We start from the raw sequence: 17,182 nt of genomic DNA, 5'->3' as shown, positions 1-17,182 counted from the left end.
TGCTGCAAGCTGATCAAGAACGCAGATCAGTTCTTCGGTTTTCGGTCCCATTTCTTAACATCCTTCAAGTGAAACACGGTATGGGAAGTAAGTCCCGCTGCCGAGTGTTTCTTGTCAGTCTCGCTGCATAAGCTACTGTTTCGCCATCAGGTTGTCCAAGGGCCGCTTTTGGCCGATAGCGGCCCTTGAAGACTGACAGGTGGAATTCCTGCCTATGTCAATTGGCCCCTACACCTAGCCCAAGCGTGGGCACCCTTTCTTGCCACCTCGGAAACCGGGCCCTTGTAAGCTGGGTACACCGATCCTTTCTGCCTAGCTAGATGGGGCGACAGTTACCAGTGATAGATTCATGTCGATCTGTAGCCTATCTACCACGTCCGGTCCGTCGTCCTTGGTCCACGCTCCGTACTGCTGACTGATCATCTTTCCATGAGTATGGCTCAACTGATCTGAGATCCAGTCGGCCGGCGCACGGTGACGGCCAGGCCTCTCTACAGCCCGGTTTCTTTCCGCAATTTATTTTGAGGTACTGATTTTGCTGTCTTGGAACGGATAAGAAATGTGTGCGATGCGGAAAAATCATGTCCCTAAGCGGATGATTTAAAAGAAAAAAATTACGGACTTAAAATCCCCCGCTCGTAAGGGCGTGCCGGTTCGATTCCGGCTTCGGGCACCATCTTTCAACAAAGGCCTGCTAGCGAAAGCCAAGCAGGCCTTTGTGCGTTTACGCTTCGAGATGTTCCTGGTTTTTGCCGCGTCGATGGCTTGGGCAAGGTGCGAAATCCGGAACCACCAGCGCTCCGCCGATGCCGAAATAGCATCGACAAAGAGGGCAGAACCATGACTGATGAAAAAACTGAAGTGCCGCAAGAAGTACCCGATCAACCGACCCCAGCGCATTCCACTGAAGAGGAACGCGAGCGCTTGAAGGACTTCAACAAGGACGGCATCCCGCCGGGCAGTTGCTGATCACCTGTTACCGTGGCTGCGTCACCAATTCTCCGCTGATCGCATCCATCATCGCCGGATGCTCCTCAGCGGCGACGCGCAAATCCTCGGTGACCCGCAACTCCGCACCCGTCGGCGAATAGGTGGCTGCCGCCGTGAACGGTGCGGGGTTGGCCGGCACCGGGCGTTTGCCACGGCGCCAGAAGAAAAAGCTGACCATGCTCAAATTGACCACTGCGAAGACCCAGAACAGGCCATTGGCGCCGAACGAGTTCATCACCGGCGAGATCATCATCGGGCTGATGGCCGAGCCCAGCGAGTTGATCAGCAGCAAACCCTGAATCATCGGCACCAGCGCTTCGGCCGGGGCGCGGTCGGCCGCGTGGCTGACGGCCACCGGGTACAGCGCGAAGACACCGCCACCGAGCAGAAACAGCATCGCCGCGAGCATTGTCGAAGACAGCGGCAGCAGCACAATCACCAGTGATAACGCGGTGCACGCCACCGTCAGCAGCGTCAGCACCTGCAAGCGATCGGTGCGGTCCGACCAGCGCCCGACCGGATACTGCAGCAACATCGCGCCGAGAATCGTCCACGCCATCATGCTGCCGACTTCACCGACGTCCAGACCTCTGCGTTGCAGATACAGCGGCAACAAGGTGTAGATCGCCGCGATGGTTACGCCCGAACCGAAACAGCCGACCAGCCCGGTCGGCGTCACGCCCAGCAGTTGTCGGGGCTTGAGCGGCTCGACTTGATCGAGCAGCGGCGACACGCGCGGCAGGATCACGATCGGCAGCACCGACAACGCAGCAAGCATCCCGGCGACCATGAACGGCGCGCTGTCGCTCATGCCGGTGATGGTCCCGAGCGTCGCCTGGCCCAGAACGCCAGCGCCATAAAGGACGATCATATACAGCGCGAGCAAGCGCCCGCGAATCTTCTCGTCACCCGCCAGCAGCAGCCAGCTTTCGATCACCAGAAACACACCGACCGTGGCCCAGCCGTTGATCAGGCGCAGGACCAGCCAGCCCCAAGTGTCATAGAACAAACCCTGCAACAGAATCGTCACGGCAATCAGCGAGGCGAAGCTGCCGTAGGCGCGTATATGGCCGATGCGCAGAATCAACCGGTCGTTGAACACCGCTCCCAGCGTCAGGCCGATGAAGTAGGCCGACGAAACAATTCCGATCATCGTCGCCGAGGCGCCGGCGGCGTCCAGGCGAAGGGTGGTCAGGGAAGACAGAAATCCGTTGCCCAGAGCAATAATGAACAGCCCGAGCAGGGGCGCCAGCGCCATGGCCAGCAAACGCGGAGACATAAAAACCTCAAGGAATCGTACAGCGCAACGTGCGCCTCTGCGCATGCGGTTGCCAGGCTGGAACAGGTGTTGTGCAAATGTCTGCCGATCGGGCAGGGCGGTGGCGTCGGACGACATGGCCAGCCCTGCAAGTTCGCGTCTGTGACCAGACGCGCGCTTGCAAGAGCGCGCGGGATTCTACGGTTTGCGCAGGATTTGCCAATAGCCGAAGGCTGCGACGTTAGGACGCAGGCAATTTTGAAGTCGAAGAGGAGGCTGAAAACCCACCATCGAGCTCAGCTCTGACAAGGGCCTGCCAGCGAAGCTGACGCAGGCCCTTGCTCGTTTCAGCGCCTAGGTATGCGAAATCAACAAGTCACTAATGATGCAGATCGAGCCATCCTCGGGCGGCGTGGCGTCGGTGTAGTCGATCTGGTTGTAGACCCCGCCGTGGAAATTGAACACCTGCGAGTTCCAGGTTGAATCGAGCTGCAGATCACCTGATGTGCCGACAACGCCGTTGTAATCGACGGTGACTCGGGCCACGCCGGCTGAGTTGGCGCGAATGGTGATCTTGAACTTCGCCCCCAGCGGTACGCCCTTGAGCACCGTGGTGTTGACCGGGGTGGGCTGGTTGAAGCTCTGGCGGAAGCCCATGGTGATGTTGCCTTTCTGCCAGAACACTTTGATTGCAGGGCTGTCGTCGTTTTTCACATGCATCTGAGAGATAACGACTTTCTGCGCAGAGTTGACCTTGGTCACGGTCATTTCCTGATAGTTGAGGTGGTCAGCGGCGCTGCCCAGCGACCAATAAAAAGATTCTTTCCATTCGCAGCGGGTGCGGTGAGTGCTCTTGCTCGAGGCGCCTTTGGTCGGCGCGGACAGTTGCAGCGAACCGTCCGGTAGCACCGTGACGATGCTGGGGAATTGCGCAATGGCTTCGGCGCCGTTGAGCTCAAGTGCGACCGGATTGGTTGCCGAGACGGGGACCGGGGTGGAAAGGGTGAGATTGCTGATGTTTACGGCCATGGTTTGTACTCCTGACGATAAAAATCATTAGCGACCCAAGCCTTCGGTGGATTGGCACATCTGTCTGCGCGGACTTTCACCATCTCTTGGGCACAGCACCATGGCGGCGCAAGCGGCCGCCGCGAAAACACACAGGGCAAAGGTCACGCCCGTTGCCTCCAGCACTGCGCCGAAAATCGGCGTGCCGGCGGTTTGGCCGAGTGCCAGAAGCAGAAACGGTATGCCCAATCCCAAGTCCGGACGATCCGCAAACAGGCGGATGCCTTGCAGCAGATAAACGCCGGAGGAAACGATATAGGCCGCGCCAAACAGGCACATCGCGGCGAGGCCGTAGATGGCAGAAGCGCCGGTGGCGGCAAGTCCCAGCGTGCCGACGGCGATCCCTGCAAGCGCCAGATGCTGCATGCGTACGACACCAAACCGGTCAGTCAGTACTCCGGTTGCGCAACCACTAATGCCCGCGGCCCCCAACACTATCCACGCCCCTGCAATCGACCGATCGGAGAACCCAGCCTCGCTGCGCAGAATGTCGGCACCAAATGTCCAGATCGCCGTGCTCGCCAACCCCATCAAAAAAGCACTGGCGCACAACGGCAGTACGCCCGGTCGACGCAACATTGCCAGAGAAAAATTCTGCCCGACGTCATGTACGATCCGGCGCGGTATCGCAAACCAAAGCCAGAACGTGACGCCGATGCCGATCAAGCCGAACAGCGCGTAGAGTTGCCGCCACTGCCCGGCCGCCAATATCGCCGCCAGGCCGGAAAAAACGATACCCGCCGCCGTCCCGGCATTGATAAAGCCATTGGCGCGCGGACGGTCGGTATCGTCAAGACGCGCCGCAACCGCGCTGGCCAACGGCGGCGAGGTCAGTCCCGTGCTCAATCCCGCGAGCGCCACGCCGCAACCCAACGCCAAACCGGATGAAGCGATGACAATCAACGCCATCCCGAGCGAAGCGGCGGCTCCGGCCATCACCGTCAACCCGCGCGGACTGACCTTTGCGCTGAGCACGAATGTCGCAACGATGCCCAGACAATAAGCCGCAAAAGCACCGCCACCGATCCATCCCGCAGCGGACACACTCAGTGCCAGATCCTGACGAATCTGTGGCAGCAGCAATCCATAGGCGAAGCGCGCCAGTCCATAGGACAGCGCCGTCAGCGCGAAGGCTGCCAGTACCAGGTTTATGCCGCGCCTCACGAGCCCTTTGCTCCGGCAGTCACGCGGCTTTCAAGACCGGTCATTTGGCCGCGGAGGTGTTTTTCTTGCGGGTTCTGGTGGTAGGAGCAGTGGTCGCAGCCTTGGCCTTTTTGCGTGGTGCCGGCGGCGCTACGCTGCTGGCTACCGAACCGGGCAAGCCATCGGAATCGAACGCATCGAGCTCGGCGCGCGCCTGCAACCAGTGCTCGAAATCATTACCGTGCGGCCGGCCTTGCTCTTCCCAGAGCCGATAGGCGATTTTGCGGATGGTTTCCTCGTCCATTTCATTTTCTCCTGCAGATGAAAAAATCAGTGCCTTCGGGCAAAGGGTCAAGGCGAAATCGGATCGCTGGCGGGAAACGTTTCCTCAACCGCTTGATCCAGTTTCGAGTCACTCACATTGCGCTCATCAGCCCCAAGGTTTTGCTCGCAATGACAGGAGGACGAGGGGCAGGGCTGGCCTTTTGGGTGAAGATCCGCGCAGGCCTGGCTGCAAAACTGCTTGCCGTCACGCTCGAAGGTTTGCTCGCCGCTGCATTTGCAGGTGCAGCCGGGGCAGGCGCAATCGGCTGTTGAAAGATCGTTAGCCATGGGTTTGCTCCAAGTAGTCTGTAGGTGCAGTCGTTACCGATTCTGATAACCCGCCACGCACCTGCGTTTGATGATTCTCCCCGGCGCCCGATGAGCGGTAGAACGCGGAGGGCGAGGGCAACACAGCGTTCAACGACAGAGAGAGATTCAGCGCCAGGATCAGCACGATCGATACGCTGAACAAGCGCCGCGCCCAAGGCTTCGCGGTAGCGTTTCGCACCGGGCGCAATGCCAGATAAAACCAGTACCCGCCCAACCCGACAATCACCAGCGGATAGGAAGCATTGATATCCGCCACCCAGCCCAATATCGCCGCGCTGACCAGGAAGGCGACCATGTAGATATTGATCTCTCGTTTCGCCTCGCTGAGCGTCAATGTCGGCAACCCGGCGGCACGAAAATCTTCATGGCGCATGACGGTGATCGCGTGGGAGTGGGGCATCTGCCAGCAGCAAAACACCATGATCAGCATCAGCGCCGTGGCATCGAAGCTGCCGGTCACCGCGCAATAACCGACCACCGGCGGCATGGCCCCGGACAGGCTGCCGACCAGCGTGCCCCAGTGCGAACGGCGTTTCATCAGGCAGGTATAAACGCCCGCATAAACGATCAGGCCGACAGCCGCCATTGCACAGGCAAGCGGCGTGGTGCCGGCCCACAGCAAGCCGAAGCCGAGCACACCCAGCACCGCCGCGTAGCAAAACGCACTGGGCAACGACACAGCGCGAACGGCCAGCGCCCGATGACAGGTGCGCACCATGCGCCGATCGATATCGCGGTCGACGCAGTTATTGATCACGCATCCGCAAGCGATGACCAGTGCGGTGCCGAGCAGCGCGGCCAACAGGTGCGCCAGGGAGACCGGACGCCCGTCCGCAGCAAGCAGATAGCCACCGAACACCGAAGCCAGATTGCCGACGATAATGCCGGGCTTGGTCAGTTCCAGCCCGACATTCAGCGACAGCCGCCATTGCTTCAGTGCGCCAGCATGTTGTGGTGAATGCTGTCCATGATCCATAGCGAAAGCCCAACCAGCAGAAGAATGATCACCACTGAAAAAATCAGCGCTCTGAGGTTCCAGCGCTGCTCCTTGGCAGTGTCCAGATGCAGGAAGTATTTGAGGTGGGCGAAAACCTGTACCACGCCCAGCGCGACCACCACCCAGGCAGTGACGCTACGCGGCAACGTCGGGTACATGACCAGGCCAAAGGGAATCACCGTCAGGATCACCGAAATGATGAAACCGACCATGTATGAACGACTGGTGCCATGGCTGGTGCCGGCACTGCTGTGAATCGGACTCTGGTTATACATGTCACACCACCCCCAGCAGATAAACCACGGTAAACACGCAGATCCACACCACGTCGAGGAAGTGCCAGAACAGGCTCAGGCAACTCAGGCGCGTGGTGTTGGTATTGGTCAGGCCCCGGCTGCTTACTTGCAGCATCAACACCGCCATCCACACCAGACCACTGAGCACGTGCGCGCCGTGGGTGCCGACGAGGGTGAAGAACGCGGTGAGGAAACCGCTGCGATCCGGCCCGTAGCCTTCTGCGATCAGATGATGGAATTCGTTGATCTCCATGGCGATGAAGCCGCAACCCAGCACGAAGGTGACGCCGAGCCAGCGCAGCACATGGGCTTTGTCATTGCGGTTCATCGCCAGCATCGCGTAGCCGTAAGTGATGCTGCTGAGCAGCAGCAACGCGGTTTCGGCAAGGACGTATGGCAATTCGAAAATGTCGACGGTCGAAGGCCCGCCAGCGACGCTGTCACGCAGGACCGCATAGCCTGCGAACAGCGTCGCAAACAGGATGCAGTCGGTCATCAGGTAGATCCAGAAACCGAAAATGCGCATCGAGCCCGCGTCTTCATGGCCATGTTCATGGCTGTGGGCGATGTCTTTATCCAGAACGATATTGGACATGATCAGGCCTCCGCCAAGTCTTTGAGACGTGCTTTTTCAATCCGCGCCACTTCCTGCGCCGGGACGAAATAGTCGATGTCTTCGTCATAGCTGCGCACGATCATCGCCACCACCGAAGCGACCAGGCCGAAAATCGCCAGCCACCAGATATGCCAGACCAGGGCGAAGCTGCAGATCAGCGCGAAGACACTGATCACCAGGCCGGCGGAGGTATTGCGCGGCATGTGAATGGCGCGGTAGTCGGTGTGGCTGAGGGTGCTGACGCCGCGCTCCTTCATGCCCCAATAGGCGTCGAGGTCGTTGACTTTCGGTTGCTCGGCGAAGTTGTAGAACGGTGGCGGCGAGGCCGTGGCCCATTCCAGGGTGCGGCCGTCCCACGGGTCGCCAGTGAGGTCGCGCAGTTTCGCGCGGTTGCGAATACTCACGTAGAGCTGCAACGCCTGCGCGGACACGCCACAAAGAATGATGCCGACGCCAAACAGTTCCAGCAGCAGCCACGGTTGCCAGGCCGGGTTGTCGAAATGGTTCAGGCGCCGGGTCATGCCCATGAAACCCAGCACGTAAGACGGCATGAACGCGAAGTAGAAACCCACCAGCCAGCACCAGAACGCAATGCGCCCGAGGCGGTCGTTGAGGCGGAAACCGAAGGCTTTCGGGAACCAGTAAGTCAGCCCGGCCATGTAGCCGAACACCGCGCCGCCGATGATCACGTTGTGGAAGTGGGCGATCAGGAACAGGCTGTTGTGCAGCAGGAAGTCGGCCCCGGGCACCGCCAGCAGCACGCCGGTCATGCCGCCAATGCTGAACGTGACGATAAAGCCCAGCGTCCACAGCATCGGCGTTTCGAAGCGCACGCGGCCGCGATACATGGTGAACAGCCAAGTGAAGATCTTCACCCCGGTCGGCACTGCAATGATCATCGTCATGATGCCGAAGAACGCGTTGACGTTGGCCCCCGCGCCCATGGTGAAGAAGTGGTGCAGCCAGACGATGAACGACAGAATCGTGATCGCAATCGTTGCCCACACCAGCGAGACATAGCCGAACAGGCGTTTGCTGCTGAAGGTCGCGGCGATTTCCGAGAAGATCCCGAACGCAGGAAGGATCAGGATGTACACCTCCGGATGGCCCCACGCCCAGATGAGGTTGACGTACATCATCGGGTTGCCGCCGGCCTCGTTGGTGAAGAAGTGCATGCCCAGATAACGATCGAGCGTCAGCATCAACAGGGTGGCGGTAAGGATCGGGAACGCAGCGAGAATCAGGATCGAGGTGCACAGTGCGTTCCAGGTGAACACCGGCATCTTGAACAGGGTCATGCCTTCGGTGCGCATCTTAAGGATGGTCACAAAGAAGTTAACCCCGGTTAACAGCGTCCCTATGCCGGATATCTGTAATGACCAGATGTAGTAATCCACCCCGACCCCGGGGCTGTAGCCAAGTTCGGACAGGGGCGGGTAGGCGACCCAACCGGTGCGGGCAAATTCACCGACGCCCAGCGAGATGTTCACCAGTGCCGCACCCACGACGAACAGCCAGAAACTCAGCGCGTTGAGGAACGGGTAGGCGACGTCGCGGGCGCCGATCTGCAGTGGCACGACGATGTTCATCAGGCCGACCACGAACGGCATGGCCATGAAGAAAATCATGATCACGCCGTGGGCAGTGAAGATCTGGTCGTAGTGTTCCGGCGGCAGATAACCCGGGCCGCCGCTCGAAGCCATGGCCTGCTGGGTACGCATCATGATCGCGTCGGAGAAACCACGCAGCAGCATGACCAGCGCGACGATGATGTACATGCAGCCGATCTTCTTGTGGTCGACCGAAGTGAACCACTCGCGCCAGAGGTAACCCCACTTGCGCTTCCAGGTGACGGTACCGACCAGGGCAAAACCCATCAGGCCGACGATAGCCAGGGTGTACATGACAATCGGCTCGTGCAATGGAACCGCGTCCCATGAAAGTTTCCCGAACATGATTTAACGCTCCTCGGCCAGCAGACTCGGTTGTTGATTGACGCGCACATCGTCGCCGTTGCGTTGCACCTGGGTTTCCTTCTTGCGCGGTGCTTTGTTCATTCCTTCGTACTTGTCGACGATGTCGAGAAACAGTCGCTCCTGCACAGCCGAGTAATAAGTGATCTTGTGCGCCACTGAAGGCTTGGCCAACTCGGCGTAACTGGCTTGATCAAGTTGCCCGGGCGCCGCTTTGACTTTGTTGACCCACGCCTCGTAATCAGCGCCACTGAGTGCCAGGGTGCTGAAGTGCATGTCGGAGAACCCGTGGCCGTTATAGTTCGCAGCAATACCGCGATACTGGCCGATTTCATTGGCGATCAAGTGCAACTTGGTCTGCATGCCGGCCATGGCATATATCTGTCCGCCAAGTGCTGGAATAAAAAATGAAGTCATGGCCGCGTCGGAAGTGACGGTGAAACTTACCGGCGTGTTCACCGGTATCGCCAGTTCATTGACCGAGGCAATGCCCAGATCGGGGTAAATGAACAGCCATTTCCAGTCCGTTGCCACCACTTGCACATTCAGGTGCGGCACGTCGGAGTCCAACGGGCGATAGGGATCGAGTGCATGGGTGGTTTCCCAGGTCACCCAGCCGAGTACGCAAATAATCAGGAACGGCACGCCCCAGACCACCGCTTCGATCTTGTGCGAACTGGCCCAACGCGGCGAATAACGGGCCTTCTTGTTGGTCGCGCGGTAGCGATAGGCGAACAGGAAGGTCATGACGATGACCGGGACCACCACCAACAGCATCAGGCCCGTGGCGAGAATGATCAGGTCGCGTTCATCGCGGGCAACATCGCCCTTGGGGTTGAACACCACCAGGTTGCAACCGGCGAGCAGAACGCTGGTAGCGAGATAGACCAGGCAATAGCTGATTGTTCGCTTCATACATGCTCCTGTTCTTTATATCGATCCTTGTTTTCTTCGGGCAACAGTTGGCCATGGACAGAAAACCCTGTTTCTGTACCGGCTAATCACACTGGGCTGAATAACGAGTTGTACTTGAGCTCGCCTGGGCCACGAACTTTTTGAATGAGCATTGCGACGTTGGTTTTACAGAATGTTACGCAAGCTGACGAACGGTTGAACTAGCGAAACGGCGGGCGCGAATCAACGCGCTATGCTGAAAGTGCCTCTTGGCAATCCGTGGAATTATTCCGCCAAAGGAAAGATCTTTGATGTGAGCGAGTTGAGTTCAGGAGTACGACATGTTCAAACGCGGCGAAACCTACAACAAATGGAAGGCGACGGAAAAGGCGGAAAAGTGCCATACCGAAGAGGTTGAAAACGGCTGTCATATCGAGGTACGGGCACGGGAAGCCGATGATGGCGACGTCGAAATGTTCATCAGCGTTTACACCGCAACCGGCGAGTGCGCCTACGAGCGCATCAGGACATTGCCCGGCGTGGAATGGGAAGTCGAGGACGCGCTCAAGCGTGGCATCGATCAGGCAGAACGAATCGCCGGCGGCGAGTCCGGACGATTGTCCTGTGCCGACGCGCACGGCCACGAGAACGAGTGACCGTGCGCAGCTTTCAATTGGCCTGGCGAACCTCAACCTGGCCGAGTTGATTGCACTGCCAGCGCCAGGCATCGGCGAGCATGCACGGCAGTGAACGGCTCGCCTGCCAGCCCAGTTCTTCGAGGGCTTTTTGCGGGTCCGCCCAGCATCGCGCAATGTCGCCGGGGCGCCTTGCTTCAATCCGCAAAGGGATCTTGATACCGGTCACTTGCTCGAAGGCGCTGACTACCTCCAACACCGAATAGCCGCGTCCGGTGCCAAGGTTCCAGATGCTCATGCCATGACGATCGCGCAAGGCGTCGAGCGCGCAGACGTGCCCGAGCGCAAGGTCGACGACGTGCAGATAATCGCGAATGCCGGTGCCGTCCGGGGTCGGGTAATCGTTGCCGAACACTGACAGTTGCGCGCGCTGGCCACTGGCAACTTCCAGCAGATAGGGCAGCAGATTGTTGGGCGTGCTGGTGGGTGCCTCGCCGAGCAGGCCGGAAGGGTGCGCACCGATCGGATTGAAATAACGCAGCAAGCCGATCGACCAGCGCGGGTCGGAACTGACGACACTCTTCATGATGTTTTCCGACATCAGTTTCGACATGCCGTAAGGATTGGTCGGCTGGCCGGTGGCGCAGTTTTCCTTGATCGGCAGGGTGGCGCAGTCGCCATACACGGTGGCCGATGAACTGAACAACAGGTGGAACACCCCGGCCTGAGCCATGGCCTGGCACAAGGTCAGGCTGCCGCCGACATTGGTATCGAAATAGCGCAGGGGTTCACGCACGCTTTCGCCGACCGCTTTCAACCCGGCGCAATGCACCACGGCGTCGATCGGATAGTCCCGCAACAGGTTGTCGAGCAGTCGTCGATTGCGTACATCGCCCTGGATGAACTCCGGTCGTTTTCCGGCCAGCGTACTGATGCGCTCGATCGCCGCGCGTTGGCTGTTGCACAAGTTGTCGAGGATCACCACATCCTCGCCGTTGCCCAGCCATTGCAGTGCGACATGCGCACCAATGTATCCCGCACCACCCGTAATCAAGATCATGCGCCCGCCCTCACAAGTGACGCCATCGGCGATGGCTTCGTAGATGGTTTCGATGCGCCTGTGCGGCGGCAAAAACCATGGTTGTTCTGGACGGTAGGGGCTGGATTGATCGGCAAGTTCAACCTTGTTTGCCAGCCGGTATGTGCAGTTCATCGGCTGTGTTCAAGGTTGGGCTGAACGTCGTGTGAACCCCGTGATTCCAACCTTCAAGAGCCTTACGGCCTCATCGAGAAATGCCCTGCACTTGCAGTGTCGACAAGTGTGACGGCCCGGTGGCTCGGCACTGAGTCGTCTTGTTTTTTTTGATGAGGATCTGGCTATGAACCTGGCAGAACAACCCGAGGCCCTCGCACTGGCGAGTGCGCAAAATGCTCTCGACGCATCTCTTCAAGTGCGGCCCACACTGGTGTGCCTGTCGCATCTGCGCTGGGGATTTGTCTATCAACGGCCGCAGCACGTCATGTCGCGATTGGCCAAACACTACGACGTGGTGTTTTTCGAAGAGCCGGTATTTGCCGAAGACGCCACGCCCAGACTCGAGCTTTCGAATCCGGCGGCGGGAATAGAAGTGGCGGTGCCGCAATTGCCGATCGGCATGAGTGGCGAGGCGATCGAGCAGGCGCAGAGACAATTGCTCGATGAGCACCTCGCCGGACGCGTTCAGGGCGATCTTTTGCTGTGGTATTTCACGCCGATGAGCCTGCTGTTTACCGAGCACCTCGACGCTCGGGTTACTGTCTATGACTGCATGGATGAACTGTCGGCGTTCATGGGCGCACCGGCGCGCTTGATCGACATGGAGCAGCAACTGCTCGCCCGAGCTGACGTGGTGTTTACCGGTGGCTTCAGTCTGTGGGAGGTCAAGCAGCGCCAGCACGGCAATGCTTATCCGGTACCGAGCAGCGTCGACATCGCGCATTTCGCGGCGGCGCGGCAGGCACTGCCGGAACCGCCCGATCAAGCATCCATAGCGCGGCCACGCCTGGGCTTCTTTGGTGTGATCGACGAACGCTTCGATATCGAACTGATAGATCGCGTGGCGGCAATGCGTCCCGACTGGCAAATCGTGCTCATCGGTCCGGTGGTGAAGATCGATCCGCGGACGCTGCCGCAACGGCCGAACATTCATTATCTGGGCGGCAAGGAATATGCCGAGCTGCCGGACTACCTCGCTGGCTGGGACGTGGCACTGATGCCGTTCGCCCTCAACGCCTCCACGCGTTACATCAGCCCGACCAAGACTCCCGAATACCTCGCTGGCGGTTGCCCAGTGGTGTCGACGCCGATTCACGATGTGATCAGCGGCTACGGCCAGAGTGGTGCGGTGTTCATTGCCGACACCGCCGAGGCCTTCGTCGAGGTGATCGAAAAAGCTTTGCCACTCAAAGGCACCATCGAATTTTTGCAGCGCGCCGATGCCGCAATCGCCGGCATGTCGTGGGACAACACCAGCCGCTTCATGCAGGAGCAGATCGAATGCCTACGATAAGCCTTGAGCGCGCCAAGTCCGGCCACGCCTATGACTACCTGATCGTCGGTGCCGGGTTCGCCGGCAGTGTCATCGCCGAGCGTCTGGCCGAAGGATTGGGCCGCCGGGTGTTGCTGATTGACCGGCGCCCGCATATCGCCGGCAATGCCTACGATCACTACGACGCCGCCGGCGTGCTGGTGCATCGTTATGGCCCGCACATCTTTCACACCAATGCCCAGCGCATTGTCGATTACCTGTCGCGCTTCACCGAATGGCGACCTTACGAGCATCGAGTCCTCGCCCAGGTCGACGGCAAGCTGGTGCCGATCCCGATCAATCTGACCACGCTGAATTCGCTCTACGGCCTGTCGATGTCCTCCGAAGAAGCCGAAGTGTTTCTCGCCGAACGCGCCGAACCGGTGGCGACCATTCGCACGTCCGAAGACGTCGTGGTCAATCAGATCGGCCGTGAGCTCTACGAAAAATTCTTTCGCGGATACACGCGCAAGCAGTGGGGGCTGGATCCCTCGGCACTGGATAAATCGGTGACTTCGCGCATTCCGACGCGGACCAGCGAAGACGACCGCTATTTCGGTGACACCTTCCAGATCATGCCCTCGGGCGGCTACACGCAAATGTTCGAACGCATGCTCGATCACCCGAACATCGATCTGTTGCTCAGTACCGATTTCAAGGCGGTGCGCGACGAGGTGCAGTACGCGCATCTGATCTACTGCGGCCCGATCGACGAATACTTCGATTTCCAGTTGGGCCGTTTGCCGTATCGGTCCTTGCGCTTCGAACACCAGACCCTCGAGCAGGAACACTATCAGCCAGTGGCGGTGGTGAATTATCCGCACCCGGATGTGCCCTATACGCGCATCACCGAATACAAACACCTGACCGGGCAAACGCACCCGTGCACCAGCATCACTTACGAATATCCGTGTGACGATGGCGACCCGTATTACCCGGTGCCGCGCGCAGAAAATGCCGAGCTGTACAAACGCTATCGAGCGCTCGCCGAGCAGACGCCGAACGTGACGTTTCTCGGCCGACTGGGTACCTACAAGTACTACAACATGGATCAGGTGGTGGGCCAGGCGCTGGCCTTGTATCGGGATATCCAGGCCGCGCAGGCAGAAACCACGGCTGAAACCGAGGTCGATATTCCATGACCGCGCAGCCGAAAGGCGACGAGCCCGGCGCAGATGCTTCTTCGATCTTCAGCAGCTTCGTCATGGCCGGTTTCGAATGTTCCAGCCAGCGCCGCCAGGACGGTCGGCGCCTGGATCTGCTGGCCGACACCGGGCATGCGCGCTGGGTCGCCAAGGACTACCAGCGACTGAGCGGGTTGAAGATTCGTTGCGCCCGCGACGGCTTGCGCTGGCACCTGATCGAGCGCAGCCCCGGGCGCTATGACTGGAGCAGTTTTATGCCGATGCTCAAAGCGGCGCAAGCGCAGCAAGTGCAGGTGGTCTGGGATCTGTGCCATTACGGCTACCCGGATGATCTGGATATCTGGCGCCCGGCGTTCGTCGAGCGCTTCGCCCGTTTCGCCGCTGCTGCAGCGAAGCTGATGATGGACGAAGGCGTAAGCGTGCCGTTCTACTCGCCGATCAACGAGATTTCCTTCTGGAGTTGGGCGGGGGGCGAAGTCGCGTACTTCAACCCGAACGCACGCGGGCGCGCGCAGGAACTCAAGCATCAACTGGTGCGGGCGAGCATTGCTGCGATCGAAGCGATTCGCGAACAGGCGCCGAATGCGCGATTCGTCCAGTGCGACCCGTTGATCCATGTAATCGCTGGCTCCAGGCGCAGCGACGATATCGAAGCGGCGGAAGCCTATCGATTGTCGCAATTCCAGGCGTGGGATCTGCTCACCGGCCGCGAATGGCCGGGTCTGGGTGGGCAGGAGCATTACCTGGATATCGTCGGCGCCAATTTCTATGCGCATAACCAGTGGTATTTCCACGGCCGACGGATCTTTCGCGGCGAGCGCGACTTCCGGCCGTTGTCGGGCATGCTCAAGGAACTGCACCAGCGTTATCAGCGGCCAGTGCTGATCGCTGAAACCGGTGCCGAAGATGAAGAACGCCTGCCGTGGCTGGCTTACATCGTCGAGCAGACGCTGCTGGCCCTTGAACGCGGTGTGCCGGTGCAGGGGATTTGCTGGTACCCGTTTCTCGATTATCCGGGCTGGGATAACGGCCGTTATTGCCCCACCGGTGTGTTTGGCTACCCAGATGGCGAGGGCGAGCGCGCGGCGTTTCATCCCCTGCACGTCGAGTTGGCGCAGGTGCCAGAACGGGTTGCCGAGTGTTTGCCCAGGATCAATGGCCGGCGTGTTGAGGGGCAGGGGAGATGAACTTTCAGCGCAGGCGCGATGAACCGTTGCCGGCGTCAGCCGCCGCGTTTCTATGGCGCTACATAAGAATTCGCCCGGCGCACTTCATCGCCATGGTGGGGCTGGTGATCGGCGCGGCGTGCTGCGCGGTAGTGGTGCAATACGGCATGAAACTGCTGGTCGATGCCATGGCCGCCGGGTCGGCGGCGGAACAGGTCTGGCACGCGTTCGGCCTGTTCATGGCGTTGATCGTGATGGAAAACCTGCTGTGGCGCCTCGGCGGTTGGGTCGGTTGCCACACCATCGTCGGCAGTTGTGCGGATCTGCGCGTCGACCTGTTCCATCATCTGACCGGCCACCCGATGCGTTATTTCCGGCGGCATTTCTCCGGTTCGCTCGCCAATCGCGTCTCGGCGATCGGTGCCGCTGCCGACAAAGTGTATGGCGGGCTGACCTGGCGTATCGTGCCGCCATGCGTGGATTTCATCGGTGCCGTGGCCTTGCTGTTGGCGGTGCACGGTGCGATGGCGCTGGCGTTGGTCGGTTGCGTGATCGTTGTCGCCGCGCTGATTACCCTATTCGGCGTGCGCGGCCGCAGCCGCCACATCGCTTTCGCTTCGCAGTCGGCGCGGGTCGGTGGCGAGATTGTCGATCTGGTTTCCAACGTATGGACGATCAAGGCTTTTTCCGGGCGTGAACGCGAGCGCCTGCGCCTGGAGCGCGAGATCGGCATCGAGGCCGATTCGCACCGCAGCAGCTGGATGTACATGGAAAAAGCCCGGGTACTGCACGACATCTGCCTGACCGTTATGGCCGGCGGCATGCTCGGCTGGGCGATTCTGCTCTGGCGAGCGGGACAGGTGACGGCGGGGGATGTGGTGATGGTCAGCGCATTGACCTTCCGCATCCTGCACGGATCGCGCGAGCTGGCGCTGGCATTGGTGGAAACCAGCCAGCAGATGGGCGTCATCAGCGAAACCCTGGGCATCGTCGCCCAGCCCCACGAGCTCAGCGACGCCTTGGAGGAACTGGCACCGACGCGCGGGCACATCAAAATGCTCGACGTCAGTTACGCCTACCCGGACGGGCGCAAAGTCTTCGAGCATTTCTTTCTCGATATTCCGGCCGGGCAAAGCGTCGGCATTGCCGGCACCTCGGGCTCGGGAAAATCGACCTTGCTCGGTTTGCTGCAACGTCTGGATGATGTGCGCAGCGGGGTGATCCTGATCGACGACCGCGACATCCGCTCCGTCAGCCAGGACAGCCTGCGCCGACAGATCGCGGTAGTGCCGCAGGAGCCAACGCTGTTCAATCGCAGCATTCTGGAAAACATCGGCTACGGCCAGCCGTACGCCACCGAGCAGCAGATCATCGAAGCCGCGCACCAAGCGTTTTGCGACGAGTTCGTCCAGGCGCTGCCGCAGGGTTATCACACGCCGGTCGGTGAGCGCGGGGTGACCTTGTCCGGTGGGCAGCGCCAGCGTCTCGGGCTGGCGCGGGCATTTTTGAAGGACGCACCGATCCTGATTCTCGACGAGGCGACCTCGGCACTGGATTCCGATTCCGAAGCGATCATCCAGCGCGCACTGAGCAACCTGATGCGCGGCCGCACGGTACTCGCCGTGGCCCACCGCCTCTCGACCATCGCCAATTTTGATCGGGTGCTGGTGCTCGAGGACGGTGAGATCGTCCAGGACGGCACTCCCGAAGAACTGCGCGAAAGCCAAGGGCGGTTCCGCACGCTGTGGCAGATGCAGGCGATGGTGCACAACCGTTGAAC

17 protein-coding genes are annotated in these 17,182 nt (G+C 60.0%); 6 read left to right on the top strand and 11 right to left on the bottom strand.

The features are described from left to right. Positions 1–840 precede the first annotated feature (840 nt). Positions 841–969, top strand: coding sequence for a hypothetical protein (locus ND528_RS26750; RefSeq protein WP_263471612.1), 129 nt, complete (start codon positions 841–843; stop codon positions 967–969). Positions 970–976: 7 nt separating this feature from the next. On the opposite strand, the gene ND528_RS26745 is transcribed toward ND528_RS26750, so the two are convergent. From ND528_RS26745 to cyoA, 10 genes are all read right to left on the bottom strand, one after another. Then, the gene (locus tag ND528_RS26745) at positions 977–2,314 is read right to left on the bottom strand and encodes an MFS transporter (RefSeq protein WP_323167399.1); all 1,338 of its coding nucleotides are present in this window, start codon (positions 2,312–2,314) and stop codon (positions 977–979) included. A 288-nt stretch (positions 2,315–2,602) separates the two neighbouring features. Beyond that, positions 2,603–3,277, bottom strand: a complete 675-nt coding sequence (locus tag ND528_RS26740) for a polysaccharide lyase family 7 protein (RefSeq protein WP_212616213.1) — start codon at positions 3,275–3,277, stop codon at positions 2,603–2,605. Between the two features lie 27 nt (positions 3,278–3,304). Beyond that, complete coding sequence (locus ND528_RS26735) at positions 3,305–4,480, bottom strand: MFS transporter (protein WP_212616214.1); 1,176 nt, start codon at positions 4,478–4,480, stop codon at positions 3,305–3,307. A gap of 40 nt (positions 4,481–4,520) precedes the next feature. Further along, on the bottom strand, positions 4,521–4,763 hold the full coding sequence (locus tag ND528_RS26730; protein WP_130909772.1) for a DUF2934 domain-containing protein: 243 nt from the start codon (positions 4,761–4,763) through the stop codon (positions 4,521–4,523). Between the two features lie 47 nt (positions 4,764–4,810). Then, on the bottom strand, positions 4,811–5,071 hold the full coding sequence (locus ND528_RS26725; RefSeq protein WP_130909773.1) for a metallothionein: 261 nt from the start codon (positions 5,069–5,071) through the stop codon (positions 4,811–4,813). Next, a complete protein-coding gene (gene cyoE / locus ND528_RS26720) occupies positions 5,064–6,089 on the bottom strand; it encodes a heme o synthase (protein ID WP_408005065.1) in 1,026 nt (341 codons plus the stop codon). Before cyoE ends, ND528_RS26725 begins: the two co-directional genes overlap by 8 nt. Continuing rightward, the gene (gene cyoD, locus ND528_RS26715; RefSeq protein WP_016774550.1) at positions 6,047–6,385 is read right to left on the bottom strand and encodes a cytochrome o ubiquinol oxidase subunit IV; all 339 of its coding nucleotides are present in this window, start codon (positions 6,383–6,385) and stop codon (positions 6,047–6,049) included. The genes cyoE and cyoD overlap by 43 nt, the downstream gene beginning before the upstream one ends. A 1-nt stretch (position 6,386) precedes the next feature. Further along, the gene (locus ND528_RS26710) at positions 6,387–7,001 is read right to left on the bottom strand and encodes a cytochrome o ubiquinol oxidase subunit III (protein WP_110599448.1); all 615 of its coding nucleotides are present in this window, start codon (positions 6,999–7,001) and stop codon (positions 6,387–6,389) included. Positions 7,002–7,003: 2 nt separating this feature from the next. Beyond that, positions 7,004–8,977: a cytochrome o ubiquinol oxidase subunit I gene (cyoB, locus tag ND528_RS26705; protein WP_039760284.1), complete on the bottom strand. Its 1,974-nt coding sequence runs from the start codon at positions 8,975–8,977 to the stop codon at positions 7,004–7,006. A gap of 3 nt (positions 8,978–8,980) precedes the next feature. Next, positions 8,981–9,910: a ubiquinol oxidase subunit II gene (gene cyoA, locus ND528_RS26700; RefSeq protein ID WP_263471611.1), complete on the bottom strand. Its 930-nt coding sequence runs from the start codon at positions 9,908–9,910 to the stop codon at positions 8,981–8,983. Between the two features lie 320 nt (positions 9,911–10,230). On the opposite strand from cyoA, the gene ND528_RS26695 reads away from it, so the two are divergent. After that, on the top strand, positions 10,231–10,545 hold the full coding sequence (locus tag ND528_RS26695) for a hypothetical protein (RefSeq protein ID WP_130909775.1): 315 nt from the start codon (positions 10,231–10,233) through the stop codon (positions 10,543–10,545). A 13-nt stretch (positions 10,546–10,558) separates the two neighbouring features. On the opposite strand, the gene galE is transcribed toward ND528_RS26695, so the two are convergent. Beyond that, a complete protein-coding gene (galE, locus tag ND528_RS26690) occupies positions 10,559–11,584 on the bottom strand; it encodes a UDP-glucose 4-epimerase GalE (protein WP_263471620.1) in 1,026 nt (341 codons plus the stop codon). A gap of 319 nt (positions 11,585–11,903) precedes the next feature. Between galE and ND528_RS26685 the strand changes: the two genes are divergently transcribed. The 4 genes from ND528_RS26685 to ND528_RS26670 are packed head-to-tail and all read left to right on the top strand — an operon-like array spanning position 11,904 to position 17,180. Beyond that, positions 11,904–13,073, top strand: coding sequence for a glycosyltransferase family 1 protein (locus ND528_RS26685; protein WP_263471610.1), 1,170 nt, complete (start codon positions 11,904–11,906; stop codon positions 13,071–13,073). Continuing rightward, positions 13,061–14,233 (top strand): UDP-galactopyranose mutase, encoded by a 1,173-nt coding sequence (gene glf, locus ND528_RS26680; protein WP_263471609.1) that lies wholly within the window; start codon positions 13,061–13,063, stop codon positions 14,231–14,233. Before ND528_RS26685 ends, glf begins: the two co-directional genes overlap by 13 nt. Beyond that, positions 14,230–15,423 (top strand): glycoside hydrolase family 1 protein, encoded by a 1,194-nt coding sequence (locus ND528_RS26675; RefSeq protein WP_263471608.1) that lies wholly within the window; start codon positions 14,230–14,232, stop codon positions 15,421–15,423. Before glf ends, ND528_RS26675 begins: the two co-directional genes overlap by 4 nt. Next, complete coding sequence (locus ND528_RS26670) at positions 15,420–17,180, top strand: ABC transporter ATP-binding protein (protein WP_263471607.1); 1,761 nt, start codon at positions 15,420–15,422, stop codon at positions 17,178–17,180. The genes ND528_RS26675 and ND528_RS26670 overlap by 4 nt, the downstream gene beginning before the upstream one ends. Positions 17,181–17,182: the final 2 nt, after the last annotated feature.

The sequence above is a fragment of the Pseudomonas mercuritolerans genome, assembly GCF_025706525.1.
Taxonomy (GTDB): domain Bacteria; phylum Pseudomonadota; class Gammaproteobacteria; order Pseudomonadales; family Pseudomonadaceae; genus Aquipseudomonas; species Aquipseudomonas mercuritolerans.
Note: the sequence above shows the minus strand (reverse complement) of the source record. Positions and strands in the feature narration are given on the sequence as shown.